This window comes from Streptomyces sp. NPDC059816 (assembly GCF_042732055.1).
In the GTDB taxonomy this organism is placed as follows: Bacteria; Actinomycetota; Actinomycetes; order Streptomycetales; family Streptomycetaceae; genus Streptomyces.
Map to the genome: position 1 here is coordinate 1 of NZ_JBHWIQ010000041.1, position 18288 is coordinate 18288.

An 18288-nucleotide genomic window follows, 5' to 3' on the forward strand; every position below is an offset into this window, starting at 1 on the left:
TCGAACCACGCGGCCCCATCGAGACCGAAGCAGCCCGCCGCCTCGCCGACGATCTCAAGAACGAGTGATCACCCGGTTACCCAACACTTTCTGAGAGCGGTCGAACCGTTGTCGGCGCGATCCGCCCCACCGGTGAGGGCATGGTTCTCGCGGACAGCAGGACTGTGGACACCTCCCGTCTCTTCACTGCGGTGGTCAGGGAGGTGCTCCGAGGTCCCGAGGCTCGGCCGGCCGCGACGGAGCGCCAGGTCGTGGCAGACGAGACCGCAGCTTTCGCGTCACGGACCGGTCAGGATGAGCAGGCCCCGTGGGTGGCGTACCTGCGTGACGTCGAGGAGGAGTACGTGAATAGCCAGGTCACTCTGGCTCAGTACACCGAGGCGGCCGAGCAGGCATGGAGCCAGTTGATCCAGTTGAATCTGCGGCTGCCGCACCCCGACGGGCGTGGACGTGGTGACCTGAACCGTTGGTACGAAGTCGGCTCGTCCGCGGATCTCTCCGGTCCGGGGGAAGTGCACCTCAACGTTGCTGATGCACTTGGTGCTTGGGCCGAGCGTGACCTCCCTGACGAACGCTTTGTCATTGTGACGGGAGAGATTGCCGTTCCTGGCCGCCGTATCTTGCGTCTTGCGGATGTCCCGGTCGCTGATCTCATCGGCCCGGACCCGCAGGTGGGCGGTGTCTCCGGCTCGCAGGTGGCGGCGGCGTTGGCGTCCTGGGTCCAGCGCCAGGCAAGGTCGACTGCGCTGCTCGACGGGATCGACTCGGTCGCCTGGATGAGGGCTGGGTGGGCGTGGGGCCTCGTGTTCGGCACACCGCTGCCTGAGACCGTGGTCGCTGAACTCGTCGATCGCGGGCTCCCGGGCGCAAAGGTCCAGGAGGCAGCGCGGACGATCGTCACTACAGTCGCGCAGTTGCAGAATGATCCCTCAGCTGCTGAGAGCCGCAACGGCTGGGTTCTCCTGGCAGCGGCTGCGGCCACCTGGGAAGAGGCGGTGGACCCCTCCCGAGACTACCTGGACAGACTCCTTCCGGAGGATGGGGTCGCGCTGGGAGCTGACGACTCCGACCAGCCTGACAGCCTCTTGATCGCCGCACGGCGCATCGGGTTCATCGCATATCACTCGGGCGCGCCGGCCTTGGGAGCCGCCTACCGAGCCGCTGCCCGGTCCGGGCAGGGCGCCACTGACCTGACAGAACTGTCTGCGATGCCCTCCCGGATGCTGGGCCGGGCCATTGAAGTCCAGAAGCGGTCGCCGCAGGAAGCCGACCGAGCCTTTCAGGCTGCCGAGGCCCTTGCCCAGAGCGCGGCACTGCTGTCGATTTGCGTCGAAGAGGGCTACCCGGAAAGGGCAGTTGCCAACCTGCGACGGTCTGTCCGGGAAGCACGAGGGCGCCTCTCGGCCGTATGTCGGCAGCAGGCAGCCGGACTCACCGACGATCGCGCCACGTTCGGATCTGCATCTACCCAGCCGTTGCCGCGTTCCGAACCGGACATGGATGGCTCGGCCGGGAACTGGGGGACAACGCCGCCACCGGTGGAATGGCACCAGCGCTGCAACAAAGGCACCAAACCCGAACAATGAGGCTGGGAAGCCGGTGGGGACGACCCGAGGCAGCATCTTCATTCACGTCGATATGTAGCAACGCCCGACATTCAGCACACCGTGCCCAGTTCGGGTCCATCTGCAAGGTGCGCGCCACTCGTGCACCCAGTTCAGATCCAGTCCCCCCGTCCATGCTCCGACAGTATGTGCTGCTCATAGCGAAGGCATTTTTCTTTCGCCAAGGCCCCGGGTGCTCGTAGCTGCATCCAGGTTCGCTGACTCAACGGCCGTCTGAACTACTTGTCAACACACGAGGGTGGCGTGGCAGCGTTGCGTCAGGCTGGCGTGACCGTCACGGACGGCACCATTCGCCGTTGGTTCAGCCGCGTGCAGCGTCCCGGAGCAGCGAACCGAGAGCTCCTCGACACCGCCTATTGGACCCTGCGCGCCCACAACATGCTGCGAATCCTCGGCTGGCTGAAGAGGCACCTGGACAACAATGGGCGAGGAATCACCCTGGAGATCTACCCAGTCGACCAGGCCATGGTGCGCGGCATGTACCGCCGCGATCTCAAGGTCCGCAACAAGAAGGCCCGCCGAGAATGGCTGGCCTTCATCGATGCCTTCCAGGCCGGAAGGGAGAGGGAGCTTGAGGCGCGCTGGGAGGAGGCATTCATTCGGGACATCGACTCCGACTGGGCGGCGTACACCTTCGTCTCCCACGTCGGCCTCGTCGGCCTCGTCGGCCTCGTCGGCGCTTAGGTCATGATCTCCGACGGTGCACAGCCGCTGCGCCGGAAGTCCGCAAAGTACCCGTCCCGGCCGGGTAGCGGAGCCGTAACGGATCAAGCTGCCGCTGGTTTTCGTTTTCCCCCTCATGCCTGCGTCAGGCTCGGTACCGTTAAGGTGCTGGTGCGACACGCCCCCCGTCGTGTCGCACCAGCACCTTCAGTGGCTCAAGGCCTACTCCACGACTGACTCTTCGGGGAGTCCGTGGGCCTTTCCTCACGCGACGAAGGCCCACGCAGGAGGTAGATCATTGCGCCTGCGGGGTCAGTCGCTGAGATCACGAGGCTCCTTCTTGCGTCTGCTCGACCACCTCAGTACCTTCCCCGGTTGCCGGGTTGGCAAGGCCGTAGAAGACGCTTCGCCCCTGCGTCGTCCGCTCAACCTTGTGCCGCGCAACAAGTGCCTCGAGCGCTTCACGGGTCGCCGCGATGCTCGAGTTGAACTCTTTGTGACGCGAGCTGAGTTCCTTTGCCACTTCGGAGCTTGATCGGGGCTCGCCAATCTCTGTCAGATACTCCAGGATCAGTTGGCGGTTGCTCAGCCCGGCCGCGGCCGACTCGGCCTCCTTGGTCGCCCTGGCCGTGGTCGTACTCGCTGCGGTCTTCTTGGCCGTGGCCTTCTTGGTCGTGGCCTTCCTGGTATCGGTCGGCGGCGTCTTGGCCGTGGTCTCCACAGCCTTCTTGGCGGCAGCCTTCTTCACAGTCTTCGTCGTCGAAGGCTCATGGGAGGGCGCTTCAAGGCCCCGGTCCTCGCCGGCCGTGGCGGCAGGCTCCTGCCCAGCGTCCCCATCCGAGGCGAACAAGGCCTTCATCTTCCTCAGCAGATCGAGATCCCTCTCCACCTGCGCGAGGCGCGCGACCAATCCCGCGTGCTCATTCTCGAGAGCCGCAAGGTCATCATCGACCTTGGACGTGTACTGGGTGTAAAGGGTGGCGCTCTGCGCGGGGTCAGACACCTGTTGTCTCCGTTCGTGCGAGTAGTGTTGATCCCGGATGCTACTCACCGCATTCACCAGAGCACTGCGTACTGCACCAATCCAACCCACACGAGATCATCAACGCCTGCATCCTGGCGTGGGGTTGGAGCTCTTCTGGCTCTCCCGCGCCGATGCGACGTCTTCGCCCCTCCCTCGGCTCTCCTATCTGAGAGCCTCTCCGGGAAGACCCCCGACCAGACGTCGCAGGCGCCGACCCACCTGGCGTGCCGCCTGACCGGTAATCCACCTGGTGAGCCGTGTTGGCGCAGGCTCTACGTCTGCACGCCTCTTGCCTCACGCTGCCTGCCTGTCCCGGGTGCCGCACACGGCGTTGTCGGAGCCAGATGGCAGGATCTGGAGGTGGGGCACAAGCAATCTCCAGACGGTGTGAACAGGTAACGAGGACCCACGTCGTGTCAGGTTCGCGGTCCGTTCGCGTCCTCGACACCAGCGCGCCCACGTGACGGGCCACGCGCTCCGTCGCATCCCGTTCGGCGGCCTCCCGGGGGAAGGAGCCAGCCCGCGACGCCGGAGGAGTGGGGCTTCTTCAGGCGGCCTCCGGCGGATATTCGGTCAGTGTGCACGAGGCTCCCAGCGGCGCCATCCGCTGGTCGGGCAGGTCCTGGACGCCGCCTGCCGAGGTCGACGGGGCTGAGGGGGACGGCAGTGCGGCTGCGGAGATCCCGGATCTGACCGCGGTAGCCGTCAGCGGCCGGGAGTACGTCGTGGCGTGGGCGCACGGCATGCAGGGCAAGGACCAACTACACAGCGGCCGCGAGGTGGTCGACCTGCTGGTGTATCCGGCGGACGGCAAGGACCAAGGCCTCGCCCCCACGCGCACGATCTCCGTTCCCGTCAGCGCCCGCCCCGGGCAGGTACATGTGACCGGGGCGGATGGGGCACTGCTCGTCTCTTGGGGTGGCGACGGCCTCTACGGCACTTCGGCCGCCAAAGTGGATGTCGCGACGGGAACGGTCACTGCTTTCGGGAAAGCGGACGGGCTGCTCCCCCAGTGCGCCGACACCGTTGGCTGCTCCGGCAGTGTGGTCATGTCGGCGACCTCGCAGGGGCCCGTGGTTGCGATGGGCAGCGGCGGCTTCAGGGTGCCTGACGGTTGGCTGAGCAGCAGTGTGAAGCCGGATGGCGTCTCCGCCAAGTCGGGTTTCCTGGCGCCTCTTGACGGCCGGGCTTACGGTGCGACTGGCACGAGCATCCTCGCCTCGTGGCGCACCGGCGAGTATGGGGACGCGACCCCGGTTTGGGCCGTACACGACACGGCAAGCGGACGGATCAAGCCTCAGATGTCCTGCGCCGCGAAGGAGCCGTCGGGCTCCTCTGGAAGCTATGCGGTGATGTCCTCTCCCAACGGGCGATATCTCGCGGCCGGTCCCGTCGTCTTCGACCTGGAGAGGAAGAAGGGTCTGTGCCTGCAAGGCGACGGCAACCGCAGAACGATCAACATCGCCTCGATCAGCGACGCCGGCGTCGCATATGGGGCCGTCGAGGCTCCGGATGCCGCGGGTTCATCTGCACCCGTCGTCGCCGAAGTTGCCCTGAAGACCGGTGCCTCCTCTGTACTCAAGGCAGGCACCGAGGTCCCGATCTCTTACGCCGGAGACAGCGGGTTGATTGTCCGCCGGAACGAGGCAGACCAGGTACAGGTCTGCCTTCGCCCGATGCGGTAGCTCGCCTCGGTTTCAGCGGCGCCCGGGGCCCGGAGTCGGTCGAGGGGCCTGGGCGTCCTCATGCCCGGGGCACGGGGCCTCTACGTGGATGAGACAGGCCTCTGTGCCCCTTCACGGAGCGCTCTGCGCAGACGAGAGCCGTAGAGGTGGCCGCGCCGGTCAAGGAGATCTGCGAAGCGCAGCAGCAGTGCCCAATGCCGGTCAAGGAGTTCCCGGGTCCAGACCGCGGCCTGCTCGATCTGGTCCGCGCTGGCGATGGTTGCTTCGGCGGCGGCCCTGCTGTGGCGTGCCGCGACCTGGGTGACGAGCTCGCGTCGTGGGGTCCACAGTCCCTGCTCTCGAAGCCACCGCTCCTGTGCCATCGCCCCTGCCTGGAGCATGGCGAGATAGGCGTGAGACGTTTGCCAGCGCACCTCCGTGAAGGCGTCGAAGCGGCTCCCGTCGGGAGCCGTACCCGGCTCAAGGGCACACTCGATGACGCGTGCCTGCCCCGTGGCCACAGCCGCGAGAGCCTGGCCGACCTCGCGGATGGCGGCGTACCGACGAAAGAGCGCATCAGGAAGGTCAAGAGCTTGGGCGAGGGTTGTCATCGCGGACCTCGCATCGGAGAGCGAAGCAGGCGCGTCCAAGCTCGACCTGCGGATCGCCGGGTCCGGTCGGCACGGCGCCTGTGGCGAGCAGCGGCGGATGCACGAATTGCCAGCCCTTCGCGCTGAGCACGGCGCAGGCGTTCGGCGTGGTCTGCCCGGATGAACTCCTCCGGGAGGACATGCATGGACAAGGTTTCCTCGGATTCTTGGTGCTGCTGGCATCGGGGTTCTGTGCGCAGTGCCAGTCTGTGGAGCGTCAGCCCTGGATGGGGACGGTGGCTCTTGTGGCGGGACGGCTGAGCCGAACTAGCCCGTGGGGCGGTCAGTTCCTCTGCCACCGCTCCCGCAGCGCGGGCCCCGACGGCACTGCGGTGGTTGTGTACAGGCGCGGCGAGAATGCCCGAGAGGTACGGGCGAGCCCGGTGGGCGGGCTGTTGCTGGCTGTCGTTCTCCCGTCAGGCCGGATCGCTGTGAGTGGTAGCCCGTGGCGCGGGAGCTGAGCATCGGCCGGCGTCGGCGATGAGCACCCTTGCGTGCAGCACGCCCGGTGCGAAGGCCGGGCGCGAGGCTGAGCGGGAGACGTGATGCATCACCGAGTCGCTCTGGAGCGTGTCCTACGTGTCCAGGCCGCCATGGACGCTGTAGCCCTTCCCGACACGTTCAGCTTCGACCTGGTCTACCTGGACGCTTTGGTCCGCCGGTTCGCCGCCGAGCAGGGGTATCCGCCGGGGCTCTGGGAGGAGCGGGAGAGCCGCTCTCTTGCCGATTGGGGAGGGCAGGGGGATGTCCTGGTGCCCCTCTTGGAGGAGCTGATGGCGGGGCTGCGGCATTGGGCCGATCATGTTCCGGGGGAGGCGACTGGTGGGCGTTCCTTGACGGAGCGCCTGCAGGGCGGACTGGCGCTCCTGAGCATCAACGCTCCCGGCGCCGTTCCCGATCCGGTTGCCTTTCTGGACTCGGTTATCGACCGCTACCGGAGCGAAATCAGCGAGTGGCAGGCACTGCCCGATCCGCCGGACGAAGAGCGCGCACTGATCTCAGTGAGTCGTAGTGGCGACTCCGATGAGCCGGCACGCGCTGAGGTGTATGTCGACTCCGCGACTGCGGTCCTGGAGTTTCTGCGCCGGGATCGCCCTGGCCACCGTGTGCAGGTACAACTGCACACGCCCGGGAGACCCGCCCAGCCCCTGCCCGCGGCCGACCTGTGGCATCGAGTCCTTCGGTCGTCCACGCCAGCCGCCCGAAAGCTCATCGACAGCTACCAACTGAGTTGGCTTCAGCACCGACTCGCCGGATGGTCGGCTGCGCCTCATTACGGCGAGGGAAGTTCGGTCCGCGACCTCTGGGCCGCGGCGGCGGTTGACTGGGCGCTGACGTTCGGGGCCTCTTTGCCGGAAGAGGTCGTGCTGGCTGCCCTGGAACAGGAGGTCAGCCCTCAGACCGGCCCGGCAGGCCAGGTAGTCAATGAACATCATCCGGTTCGCGCAGATGAGTTGCCGGCCTCCAGGGCGATCAGGCAGCCAGTGCCGGAGGACTGGTGCCCACTCACCGAAAAGTGGTCCGCGCGGACGTTGGAGGCACTTGCCGTGGGCGAGGCTCCCTTCGATGAGGAGACGTCTGAACTAGCCGCCGCCTTCGCGGTCCTGGAGCCGATGCGATCGCACCCTGACCAGGGTGCCAGCCGGGTTGCTGACGAGGTCCTGTCCGAGCTGACGTGGCGGCTCCCACTGGCTCAGCAGTTGCGGATTCTGCTGGGGCCCGAAGAGAGTGATGTCGAGGTGCTCGCCGACAACCCGTACATCGCGCCTGCCATGCTCGACCCTGACCGGCAGCACATGCGTGACGAGGCGGACAAGCTGGCTCGGCTGCTGGCCGCCGAGCATTATGCGCTCACCTCCGACCGGCCGATCGCGGCGGAGGCCGTGTTGATGGCGCAGACCATGCTGCGCTCCCCTGATGAGGTGTTGAATGCGCTGGCCGCTGCCAGCTCGGGACGCGTGGTGGACGGCGCCGGGCCGCGCGGGCTCCGCCAGGACCGCTATGGTGTGCGGTGGCGGTCCGAGCACCCACGCAGTGCGACAGCGTTGACGAGTCGGTCCATGGACGCGGCACGTGCATCAATCAGCGTTCCTGCTGGGCGGGCTCCCGCCAGTGGGGTCTACGCGCGAGCGCGGACCAGCCGCCTTGAAGCGTTGCACGCGATGTTGGGTCGGCTGCAGGCCCATCGGGCCGGTCCTGTAGCGCGCGGGTCCTGGGCTGAGCCTCGGAGTACCGCGACGCGTTCCGCAGAGGTGGAGCAGATGCTCGATCGTGCTGCCGTCCTCGCCGCCTTCCCTACCTTGTCCTCGGCCCACCTCCATGTGGAGGGCATGATTGCCACGCTGCATCTGCAGATCACCCAGAGCGTGGACAATCTCGCCCAGGCTTCGCGGTCACTGAACGGTGGCGGGGGGACGAGCCAGGGCCTCAGCGCGCAGCTTCACGCCGGACGCCAGTTGCGTCACATGGCACTTGAGTTGCGGTCGCTGATTGAGGCGTCCGAGCGGCTGGATGAGATCTCGCCGGCCACTGTCCCAACCTTCCGCCTTAGCCACCAGCAGCTGTACTCCGAAGCGGAGAAGATCATGCTCGGTGAGGCTCAGCCGACCGCGCCTTCGACACGACGCGCGCTTCCGCAGCATCACGGACCTGACCAAACGGCTTCGCATCAGCAGGATCACAGATCGACTGGACGGCAGCGATGAGTCTCTGTGCGGGTCTGGATCGTCAGCAGGCGTCGGTGGTTGAGATCGGACCTCGTAGGGTCGGCACAAGACACGCTTGGACAGCGGCGCGCCGGCCGTTAACTCAGAGGGGACCAACTGCCGTGACACAGCACGACGCGGAGATCCACATCGACTTCGACGGGGCCGCGGCTACTCGCGCCGAGATCCTCCAGGCCCTGCGAGGTCAGGTTGATGATGACGTCCTCCTGGCCCTACAGCAGCCGGGCACGCCGGACTGGCTGCTCGCCCAGCCGTTTCAGGTCATCGAGCGACTGGAAGAGCTCCAAGGCCCGGACGAGGGCTCCGGTGAAAGCCTGCCCCTTCGCTGGCGTACGCCCGCCCGCGACGATGACAAGACGCATGAGGATCTGGCCGACGTGTACCGGCAGGTCCTGATGCACGGCTCGACGGACGACCAGCGAGCGGTACTCGCAGCTGGACAGCTGATTGCCCAGTGGGAGGCAGTTCGCTCTGGCATACCGGCACCACTCGCGCACGTGTGGCAGCAGCGCTTCCCTGAACTCGACCCGATACGGTGGTGAGAATGCGTGATCTGGGATCTCGAGCGCGCGGCACGCGATGCTGACATCGCCCTTGCCGCACTTGAACAAACCGGTGTCCCGTTTCAGGTCGGCGGTGACGTAGCTCTGGCCCGGCACCTGGCCCTCCAGCGCGAGGCCCGCGAGATCTCGCTGACCACCCCGGTAACTCACAACACGGATCGGTCCAGAGATGTTGTGCAAGGGGCCCTCGAGCATCTGGGGTACCGGGTCCAGGCTGAGCAAGGTCGCGGCCGGCAAGGCTCCTTCCGGGCCATGACCTACCTGCCCCCCGAGGGCACTCCAGACGCCGCCGATGCGCTCGCCCTTCGTCTCACCATCTCAGTGCAGCCCCAGTACAACGCTCCCGTCGTTCGGAACGGTCTACGGATCAGCTCCATGACGACACTGTCCGTTCAGACTCTGCAGGCGGTCCAGTCGCGACTGGACCCCCGCGACTTCATCGACTTGACGGCGCAGCAGCAGCACTGGGGGCAGCGGGCCTTCGCCAAGTTGACCGACCAGGCCCTGCGGCGGGCCGTGCAAGAGCAGTCGCCGCTCCTGAGCCCGCTTGACCCGTATATGCGGCTTCACCGGTCTCTCTTGTATATCCGGCATGTCCCCAATTTCCAGTTCGAGAATTTGAAGGTCGACGAAGGGCATATCGAGCCGATCCGGACGGCGATCCGGGCCATGGCCGAGCAAGTCCTCGCCAGTGTTCCCCGACCGCGCCCTGAACCGGGTGGCGCCGAAGCCGCGCTCGACCGACTCAGGTCGCTTTCGTCCGCGCAGAGAGCAGCATTGCCAGCTCGGATGGCTGAACCAGAGGCACGAGCGGAACTCACTGATCGCTACCCCGCATCAGTGCCTACGGCGCCGCCGGCACGGCCAGCCTCGGCCGACAGCCAGCGTGCACATCAGCAAGGTGGGCCCTCACAGCATCCTCGTCAAACCCGATAGCCGCGACTGTCCGTGTCTACGGGCTGCGCCTGACCTGCATGTTTCTGTCTTTGCCTGAGTCTCCGGATTCCGGGAGGCAACCCGACGCACACCGAACATATGATCTCGGTGCCCGAACCATCCTTCTACTGGGTCCAAGGACAGTCGCGGCGGGGCGACCGCAGGACACGAGAGTGCGAGGAGAATACCCATGAGCACGATTCCCCTTCAGGGACCGCCACAGCGGCCTGCCTCCAGGCTTACGGAGCGGCCCGCGCATCCACGCCCCGTCTACCAAGGGCTCTCTTCCAGGAGCCGCTCTACAGCGAGGACGTCGCCTTCCTCGACGAGGCCGACAATTCGGAGGGCCAGGTTCCCACCAGGATGCCGTCCCGGTCGCGTCGATAGGCCCCGGGCCCCGGCCAGTCATCGGTCCTGGTCCTCACCTCCGTTAACTGCAAGGCCAGCCGCCGACTGCCCGGCCTGCTCTCACAAGCGACCCGATTGGCATGGCGGACCGACCGGCGCGCGGTGCTCGCGGTGGCCGCCGGCCAAGCGGTCGCGGCGGTCGCCACCGCCGTCGCGCTGCTCGCCACCACCTCCGTCCTCACCCATCTGCTCGACGAACGCCCGTGGCGAGCGTCGGCGGACGCGGCCTGGCCCGCCGTTCTCACTCTGCTGATCGCCGTCGCCGTGCGCTACACGGCCGTGAGCGGCGCGCGGATGGCGGCGGCGAGAATCGGCCCGCGGTGCGTCACCGAGGCGAGCTACGCCGTGGTCGCTGGCGCCAACCGGCTGGAACTGGCGGCGTATGAGCATCCGGGGGTGGTGGACGCGATGGAGGCCGCCGACGACGGTGCGCAGGCGATGGCCGACTTGGTGGCCGAGGCCCAGGGGGTGATCGCCTCCCTGGCACAGATGGCGGCCGCCACCTCCGTCTGGTGACACTGCACCCGGTGCTGCTGCCCCTGGTGATCCTCACCGCAGTGCCGAAGGCAGGCGCGACCGTGCGCGCGGCGCGGATCGAGCACATGGTCCGGCACGAGACCCATCCGGACCGGCGGATGCGGCACTACCTGTACCGGGACACCACCAAGCGCGGGCCGGCCGCCGAGATCCGCGCGGCGAAGATGGCCCCTTTCCTTCAGGGGCGGTTTCGCGAGGTGTCCCGGCGTCTGGACAAGGCGGTGCTCTCCGGGGTCCACCGGGCCGAACGCGCGCGCATCGCAGGGGATCTCGGTTCCGGGGCGGGGCAGCTGGTCACCTGGACGACGCTTGGTCTGCTGGCCGCGACCGGCCGTCTCGACCTCGCGGCCGCAGGTGCCGCGGTCCTGGCCGTCCGCACCGTCAACGCCACGCTCGCGGACGCCGCGAGCACCGCCGGGCGGCTGTTCCGCAGCGCCCTGTACGTGGGCGACTGGGGTCGGTGGACCACCCTGGCCGAACAGCACACCGCACGGCGCGGCACCCGGGCCGTCCCGGCCGCCGGACCCGCGGTGATTCAGGCCGACGAGGTCACCTACACCTACCCCGGTGCCGCGCGTCCAGCGCTGGACGGCGTCAGCGTGACGCTCCGGCGGGGCGAGGTCGTCGCCCTGGTCGGGGAGAACGGCGCGGGCAAGTCCACCCTGGTCCAGCTCCTCACCGGCCTCACGCTTCCCGACAGCGGCACCGTCCGGTGGGACGGGCTCGACCTGGCCGAGGCGGACCCCGGCACGCTGTGGGACCACGTCGCGCTCGTCCCGCAGAGGTTCACCGAGTGGCCGCTGAGCGTCCGGGAGAGCATCCAGCTCGGCACTCCGCGACCCGGCGGCGACCACGCCGTCCACACCGCGGCGGCCACCGCCCGCGCCGACAGCGTCATCGCGGCCCTCCCGCACGGCGTCGACACATCCCTTGCCCCCTCCTGGGCCGACGGGCACGACCTGTCCGGCGGTCAGTGGCAGCGCATCGCGCTGGCCCGAGGATTCCACCGCGACGTGGCCCTCCTGGTCTTGGACGAGCCGACCTCTGCTCTCGACTCCCGCGCCGAGTCCGCCCTGTTCGCCACCATGCGTCAGATGGCCGCCGACCGGGCCACGGTCCTGGTCACCCACCGGGTCATCAGCACCCGCCACGCCGACCGCATCATCGTCCTCCACCACGGAAAAGTGGCCGAACAGGGCACATTCTCCGAACTCGCCGACCTGGAGGGGTCTCTCTTCCACGAGCTCCTCTCCCTTCAGGAAGGCGACCGGCCCGCCACGCCTGCCCTGGTCACGCCGTGACCGGACCATCCCGCCATGACTCCGTGCGGGCTCTCGTTCCCGACCACGCTCACGCCGCTGACCGGCGCGGATGCGGGCACTGCACGGAGCTGTGGCCGCCTGCCGACTGCAGCGAGGTCGGGGGTAACTGGACTGCAAGGACCGGGCGGCGCCTACCGTATTCGCCACCGCCCTCGCCGACCGGTACTGCCGTCTCGTCCACGTGCCCGCACGTTGCCCGTCCGCGTTCCGCTCGTGGGTCGAGACCACGGACGGCACCCCGATCGGAACGGAGGAGGACAACGGCGGCGACCACCCCTGGACCGCCGCCCACCGCACCTGAGCGCCCCAGCCAAGATCGCCTTGCGTCCACGCAGAAATTTACCCGACCGAGTGCCGGTGTGCTGTCAGGACCGGGGCTTCCACTCTGGCGAGCCCTGAGGAATCAATGTGGTCGGGGGTGGCGGCGTGCCGGGCGTACCGGGGCGGCTTCGGCCGCTCGTGGGCCGTGGGAGACTGCCGGGAATGTACCGGGCGGATGGACAGGGACGTCATGAGCGGCAGGGTGGGCGCGGTTCAGGTGGCTGACGCGTTCGGGGCGTACACGGCGGAGGCCGAGTTCTACGAGGTTCCCTACGGGGAGCTGGAGGAGTTCCTGTCGCCGTTCGCCGGTGGGCTGCTGGGGGCGGCGGGGCGGATGCTGGCGGTGCTGGCGTACCGGGACGCCGCCCGCTATGGGGACGTGCCGGTGGACCGCGCGGCGTCCGGTGTCCGGGAGACGGTGCTGTTCCTTCTTCCGGAGGGGTGCGACGGCAGGGACCGGGCGTTCCGTATGGGTGTGGCGCGGGCGTTCGGGGATCTGGCGGAGGATCTGGCCCGTGGCCGCGCGCCGGTGCCGCGTTGTGGTGCTGAGGCATGGGCGCTGGAGCAGATGCTGATGCTGGCGTCGCGGGTGTGCGCGGCCACGGACGCGGAGCTGGAGCTGCTGGGTGTCGGGGTGCCCGGGCACGGTGAGGAGTACCGGCCGGCGTACTGGGAGGACGCGTGGCAGCTGCGGGTCGAGAGCGCGCAGCACTCCATTCCGGAGGCCCGCGGCGATCACACCGCCGACAACGACGATGGGGAAGAGCCCGAAGAGATTCCCGAGCCCGAGCAGGGCTGGGACAGTGCGGAGTTCTGGTTCTCCCCGTACGGGTTCATCGCCGCGCGGGACCCTGAGCGCGGGCATCCGCAATGGGCCCTGGCGCATCTGGACGGGGCCTCCATGGCTCCCGACGAGCTGCCCTCCGTCGAACGGATCGCCGCCATCATGCGGCTGGGCACCTCGGCCACCGGGTTCGAGGCGTACGAGGGGCGGGCCGAGTACGAGGACCTGGCGGAGGTACTCACCCCGCTCGGTGCCCGGCTTCTGGCTGCGGCGGCGGACAGGGTCGCCGAGCGCGGCTACCACGAACTCCTCCACTACGGCGACCGGGTCTTCGACCGCCCGTCCGACAAGGACGCGTGGCGCTACCACGACTCCTTTCTTATGCAGTTGCCGGCGATCTGCGACGGAGCGAGCGCGGCATGGCGCCTCGCGATGGTCCGCGCCGTCGACGACCTCGCCGGCGACCTGCGGGCGGGCCGTGCCCCGCTGCCCAGGTGTCCTGCGGAGGAGATGGCGTTCTACTTCGTCCGGTGCGAGGCCGAGCTGCTGCTCGAACTGCTCGGGGACGATCCCGACCTTGCCGACGACTACGGCCTGCCGCCCGCGGACGCGTTCACCGCCCGGCACTGCCCGGTCGACCTGTGGCGGGAGGCCTTCCTCCAGGACGAGGACATCCTTTTCCATTTCGATCAGGACCTCGCCCACGTGGCGGCCGATCCCGGACATCCGGCCAGCCGGCAGCTCGGCACCGGAGACCTCCGTCCGAACGCCTGGTTCGTCTGCTTCGGCAACCTCCGCCCCCGGGACCCGGCCCGCGGCTATCCGCCGCACATCATCACCCTCCTCACCTCAGCGGACGCGGACGCGTTCTTCGCCAGCACGCCCGCCCTCACAAGCCTGCCCGGCGAGCCGGCCGGCGACCCCGCGCTGCGGGACGAGTTCGAGACCCTCGTCGGCTACACCCAGCGCCGGTTCCTGGACGAGTCCACCGCCGTGGCCATGGCGGTCGGCATCGAACGTCTTCTCGGAACCCTGCTGGAGATCCCCGCCGACTCCCTGCGCACCGTCTGGCCCCAGCACGACCGGGCCACCGCCGCCCACGCGGGAAGCCTGCTCGTCGACCGGGACTTCAGCATCCGCGGCCGCCACCACGACTGGCGGCTTCGCGCCGACCAGGGCGAACAGCACGCCCGCACCTGGACCCTGAAACTCCTCGACGACTGCGCCGCCCTGGCCCTTGACCACTTCGCCGGCCCCCGCTCCCCCTACGAGGCACACCGACCGGAGCCGGCCCGCCCGGCCCCGGGGATCAAGGACCGACTCGCCGCACGCCTTACCGTTCTCAGCCGCCCGGACACCGCCTGCGGCACCTTGCTCCACCAGCTCACCGCGCACGGTATGACGGCCGCTGATCTGGCCGCCGGTGCGATCCTGCCCGAAGCACTCATGAAGGGATGGCTCGACGGCACCACCGCGATCTCCCCAGGCCAGCTCGTGCGATGCGCGCCCGTCCTGCAGATGCCCGAGGACACCTTGCTGGCCTGCCTCGGCGGCGGGCGCGCCCGCTTCTACTGGCCCCTGCCCCAACCCGACACTGACCAAGTTTCCAGCTGAACGGAACAGGACGCGGCACGCGCGGGCTCACCTCCCCGGGGAGCGCCCAGCCCGTCTTGTCGGATGCCTGGCCGGAGAAGGAGACGGTCGGTGCGCAGCTGGCGGCGAGACACGGTCCAGGGCGGTGCTGACGACTTCCAAGGCTGTCGTTTTGGGAGCATAAGGGTGGGTCTGGGTCGGGTTCGTGTCGGGGACGGCGCGGGTGGGTGGCCAGGGTCTGCGGCTGCCGACCCGGCCATCAGGGGGATCGTCCGGACAACGGGCCGAAGGTGTAGGTGCTCCTGCGCCTCTGGCCTCTGCGGTCCGTGGACTCCGATCCGCCCCGGCAGGGCCCGAGGCGGCTTCTGGCGGCATATCCGAAACAGCCCCCACACCCTGGATCTGATCACACACAAACGAGCTCAGGACGCCGAGCCTGTCGCGTTCACCCCCGCCTGGGCAACGCCGAGTCCACCGTGTTTGAAGAGGAGTCCGGGCCCGGCTGCGAGTGCCGGGCGCGGCGGATCGTCAGTTCGGAGTGAAGCGGCCGTCGGCAAGGAGGTGGCTGATCGCGGTCAGTGCCGTCTCCCCGGCCGTGTTCAGGGCGGCGAGTTCCCGCCGTGCTGCCAGCAGGTCGCGGTAGGCCGCCCCGATCCGCTGTTGGTGGGCCAGTGGCATCCGGGGCACCCGGAGCCGGCGGACGTCGACCCGGGGGGTTGTGGTGGTGTGGCTGGCCGCGCGGCGGGCTCCGTCCGGGGCGGCAAGGCAGGCTGTTGTGAACCAGGGGTCGAGGAGGTCCGGGTCCGGTCGGAGGGCGTGGAGGCCGGGGCCGAGGGCCACGGGGGTATCGGCGACGCGGACCATGAAGTCGCGGGTGGCGACGATGACTTCCCCCGGCTGGGCGAGGGTCAGTGTTCCGGTGTTCAGTCCCTGGTGGACGGTCTGTGTCGTGAGCCAGGGAGCGAGGCCGGGTGCCGGGGGGTCGGTCAGCAGCGGGGTGCCGTCGTGGGGCGGGAGTCCGTGCTCGGGTTCGGGCACAGGCTGACCGGTGAGGATCTGGACGGCGCCGGCGCGCGTGAGTTCGTCGAGCGTCGCCGCGGGTGGGGGTGGTCCGGGCGTCGCTGCCGTGGTCAGGGCCCCCAGTGGGGCGGCAGCGTGTGCCAGACGGTCGCGGGCGGTTTCGAAGGCGCTCCAGGCCGCGGGGAGGTCCGCGGTCGCGGGAGTGTGCTGCGGTACGTGCCGGGCGGGTGTCAGATCGCTGTCCGCGGTCAGCAGGTCCAGCACCGGGACCTGCCGGCTTCCCCCGGTCTCGCGGCCGCTCATCGCCGCGAGGATCTGGCCGGTCACCGCCTCCCACCGCGGTCCGCCGTCTGCAGACGCTGTGGTGGTCGCGGCGATCAAGGTGTCCACCATCGTGACGTGCTCCGCTGGCTGGACCGCGCCGCGCAGGACCCAGAGGTGGAGGCCCGTGTGGTAGGGGATGGCGATTCCGGGCGGGAGCGCGATGACCGCGCGCAGGGTGCCGGAGCGGATCAGTCCTGACCGGATGCGCCGTCCCGCCCGGCGCTTGGCGACGGCGGGTGGTACCAGCACGACGGCGGTTCCGCCGGGGGCGAGTTGGGAGGTGATGTGCTGGATCCAGGCGAGTTCGGGTTCGGTGCCGGGGGGCTGGCCGTGGATCCATCGGGGGTCGGTGGCCAGTTCTGCGTATCCCCAGTCCCGCTGGTTCGCCGGCGGGTTGCACAGCACCAGGTCGGCCTTCTCCGTGCCGGTTCCGGTGCGCAGGGTGTCGGCCGTCGCGACGCGGGCGGCTTCCGCAGGACGGGACAGGGCGAGGCGGGCGGTCGTGAGGGCGGTGAGCCCGGGATCGTTGTCCTGCCCTACCAGCCGGGCCGGGCTCCACCGTCCGGCCGCTGCCAGCAGCAGGGTTCCGGTGCCGCAGGCCGGGTCCGCCACCGTGGTCACCGGCCCGGGGTGGGCAGCGGCGGCGACGGCGACCATCAGATCGGCCACAGCTCTGGGTGTCGTGATGACGGTGCGCAGGTGGGCACTGATCCACCTGCCGAGCAGGAAGTCGAAGACCTCCTGCGTTCCGGTCTGCTCAGCGGCGTGGAGCGTCCGCTCCAGCACTCCGCCGAGGTCCGTGTCCGAGAAAGCGGCGGAGTGGGTCCGTGCCGGGGGAACCCTTCCTGTCCCGGCCATCCGTCTGCCGGCCTCGGCAACCAGGAGCGCCGTGGCCTCCCGGTCGCCGCTCGCGGCGTACTCGATCCACAGCCGTTCCAGCTCCCCGGCCGCACTCTGCCCGTCCCCCTTCTCATGGCTCTTCAGCCAGATCTCGACCGCGTCCAGCGGGAAGAGGGGATGGGCGTCGGTTCCGTCCACGCGTGCGGGGAAGTCGGGGAACCTGCGTCGCCAGTTGCTGACAGCGGCCCGGCCCACACCCGCGAGACGCGCGATACCGGCGGGGGAAATGGTGCTCTGGTCCGCGGCGGTGCCTGAGGCAGGTGGTGGAGGCTGACCGGTCATCTACTGCTCCGAGGTTGTGGCCTGTCGGGTAACCTGCCGCCGAGCCTGCCGAGTACCTGCGAACGGAGGCGATCTCCGACACGGTCGGTGCGGTTCCCCAGGGAAAGACCTCGGCAGATCGCCTCAACGGCGGCTATTGGGCGTGGAACTCACCGAGCGTCGCCGGTTGAGCCCGGTTGTCGGTCCTGTCGATTCTATCGACCCCGGGCAGGGGCGTTCGGCTCACCGGCGACATGAGCGTGGATACTCCCGAGTTCCGGGCCCTGCCCAAGGACGTGCGCCGCGAACTGCTGCGGCCGATGTGGCGCCAACAACGGCAGTTGCTCTTCGGATCTCTCGTGCTCGTCCGGGCGTGGCAGCAGTCCTCACCGAAGACGGCGGCCGACGCGGACCGGCCAGCCCCCTGACGCTGATGAGGCAACCAGGGGCCACGGAACCTTCAGGCGGTCATCGGACCTCCTGGCGGCGGCAAGCCGCCGCCAGGAGAAGCCGGCTTCCCGTCGCGCACTCGGCTGCGTCACGGGTCAGGAAGGGGCTGCTCCGGATTCCGCGGGTGGGAGGGTGAGGTGCTCGTGGAGACCGGCTGGCCAGAGCGGGGTCTTGAGGGCGGTCTCCAGATGAATGATCGTTCTGCCGTCGGGGACCACGGTGCCGTTGAGGACCCTGAGAACGGTCGGGTGGCGCAGTTGCGCGGCGTCGGCGACCTGCCGGGCGCTGAGGCCCTGCTCCTGCAGGGCCTGCTTGAGACGGACGGCGAGTTCTTTGCCGAGCCTGGCCGTAGGGGGAGCGTCGGCGACAAGTTGCCCCGATGGCCACTGGTGCCCGCTCGCCAGAAAGTCGGCGGGGGCAGAATCTCTCTTTTTGGGCACGGTTGTTCATCCCGTCAAGGTCCGCAGTTGACAAGAGCCCGTTCATTGTCGCCATGACGGACCCGAAGGGGGACATC

General features: G+C 68.8%; 14 protein-coding genes. 10 read left to right on the top strand and 4 right to left on the bottom strand.

The annotated features are described in order from the left end of the window. Positions 1–251: 251 nt before the first annotated feature. Positions 252–1586 (top strand): hypothetical protein, encoded by a 1335-nt coding sequence (locus ACFV88_RS33595; protein ID WP_385495927.1) that lies wholly within the window; start codon positions 252–254, stop codon positions 1584–1586. Between the two features lie 282 nt (positions 1587–1868). Continuing rightward, positions 1869–2309, top strand: coding sequence for a hypothetical protein (locus tag ACFV88_RS33600; protein ID WP_385495928.1), 441 nt, complete (start codon positions 1869–1871; stop codon positions 2307–2309). 304 nt (positions 2310–2613) lie between these two features. On the opposite strand, the gene ACFV88_RS33605 is transcribed toward ACFV88_RS33600, so the two are convergent. After that, positions 2614–3291 carry a hypothetical protein gene (locus ACFV88_RS33605; protein WP_385495929.1) on the bottom strand — a complete coding sequence of 226 codons (678 nt, stop codon included), beginning with the start codon at positions 3289–3291 and terminating at the stop codon, positions 2614–2616. Between the two features lie 599 nt (positions 3292–3890). Here ACFV88_RS33605 and ACFV88_RS33610 point away from each other — a divergent pair. Next, positions 3891–4997 (top strand): hypothetical protein, encoded by a 1107-nt coding sequence (locus ACFV88_RS33610; protein ID WP_385495930.1) that lies wholly within the window; start codon positions 3891–3893, stop codon positions 4995–4997. Positions 4998–5077: 80 nt separating this feature from the next. Here ACFV88_RS33610 and ACFV88_RS33615 read toward each other — a convergent pair whose 3' ends face one another. Continuing rightward, on the bottom strand, positions 5078–5587 hold the full coding sequence (locus tag ACFV88_RS33615) for a hypothetical protein (RefSeq protein WP_385495931.1): 510 nt from the start codon (positions 5585–5587) through the stop codon (positions 5078–5080). Positions 5588–6219: 632 nt separating this feature from the next. On the opposite strand from ACFV88_RS33615, the gene ACFV88_RS33620 reads away from it, so the two are divergent. From ACFV88_RS33620 to ACFV88_RS33645, 6 genes are all read left to right on the top strand, one after another. After that, a complete protein-coding gene (locus ACFV88_RS33620; protein WP_385495932.1) occupies positions 6220–8331 on the top strand; it encodes a hypothetical protein in 2112 nt (703 codons plus the stop codon). Positions 8332–8453: 122 nt separating this feature from the next. Further along, positions 8454–8894, top strand: coding sequence for a hypothetical protein (locus ACFV88_RS33625; RefSeq protein ID WP_385495933.1), 441 nt, complete (start codon positions 8454–8456; stop codon positions 8892–8894). Between the two features lie 6 nt (positions 8895–8900). Next, a complete protein-coding gene (locus ACFV88_RS33630; protein ID WP_385495934.1) occupies positions 8901–9851 on the top strand; it encodes a hypothetical protein in 951 nt (316 codons plus the stop codon). A 483-nt stretch (positions 9852–10334) separates the two neighbouring features. Next, complete coding sequence (locus ACFV88_RS33635; RefSeq protein WP_385495935.1) at positions 10335–10775, top strand: hypothetical protein; 441 nt, start codon at positions 10335–10337, stop codon at positions 10773–10775. After that, positions 10772–12097 (top strand): ATP-binding cassette domain-containing protein, encoded by a 1326-nt coding sequence (locus ACFV88_RS33640; protein WP_385495936.1) that lies wholly within the window; start codon positions 10772–10774, stop codon positions 12095–12097. Before ACFV88_RS33635 ends, ACFV88_RS33640 begins: the two co-directional genes overlap by 4 nt. Before the next feature lie 532 nt (positions 12098–12629). Then, positions 12630–14837 carry a hypothetical protein gene (locus ACFV88_RS33645; RefSeq protein ID WP_385495937.1) on the top strand — a complete coding sequence of 736 codons (2208 nt, stop codon included), beginning with the start codon at positions 12630–12632 and terminating at the stop codon, positions 14835–14837. A 507-nt stretch (positions 14838–15344) separates the two neighbouring features. Here the strand turns inward: ACFV88_RS33645 and ACFV88_RS33650 are convergent. Continuing rightward, positions 15345–17198: an N-6 DNA methylase gene (locus tag ACFV88_RS33650; protein ID WP_385495938.1), complete on the bottom strand. Its 1854-nt coding sequence runs from the start codon at positions 17196–17198 to the stop codon at positions 15345–15347. Between the two features lie 377 nt (positions 17199–17575). Here ACFV88_RS33650 and ACFV88_RS33655 point away from each other — a divergent pair, with 377 nt between their 5' ends. Next, on the top strand, positions 17576–17749 hold the full coding sequence (locus ACFV88_RS33655; RefSeq protein WP_385495939.1) for a hypothetical protein: 174 nt from the start codon (positions 17576–17578) through the stop codon (positions 17747–17749). 117 nt (positions 17750–17866) lie between these two features. Here ACFV88_RS33655 and ACFV88_RS33660 read toward each other — a convergent pair whose 3' ends face one another. Then, positions 17867–18211 carry a helix-turn-helix domain-containing protein gene (locus tag ACFV88_RS33660; protein WP_385495940.1) on the bottom strand — a complete coding sequence of 115 codons (345 nt, stop codon included), beginning with the start codon at positions 18209–18211 and terminating at the stop codon, positions 17867–17869. Positions 18212–18288: the final 77 nt, after the last annotated feature.

Bases quoted from the DNA above. Each gene is read 5' to 3' on its own strand.
- ACFV88_RS33615 (WP_385495931.1), bottom strand. From the start codon at position 5,587: ATGACAACCCTCGCCCAAGCTCTTGACCTTCCTGATGCGCTCTTTCGT.
- ACFV88_RS33655 (WP_385495939.1), top strand. From the start codon at position 17,576: ATGAGCGTGGATACTCCCGAGTTCCGGGCCCTGCCCAAGGACGTGCGC.
- ACFV88_RS33620 (WP_385495932.1), top strand. From the start codon at position 6,220: ATGGACGCTGTAGCCCTTCCCGACACGTTCAGCTTCGACCTGGTCTAC.
- ACFV88_RS33645 (WP_385495937.1), top strand. From the start codon at position 12,630: ATGAGCGGCAGGGTGGGCGCGGTTCAGGTGGCTGACGCGTTCGGGGCG.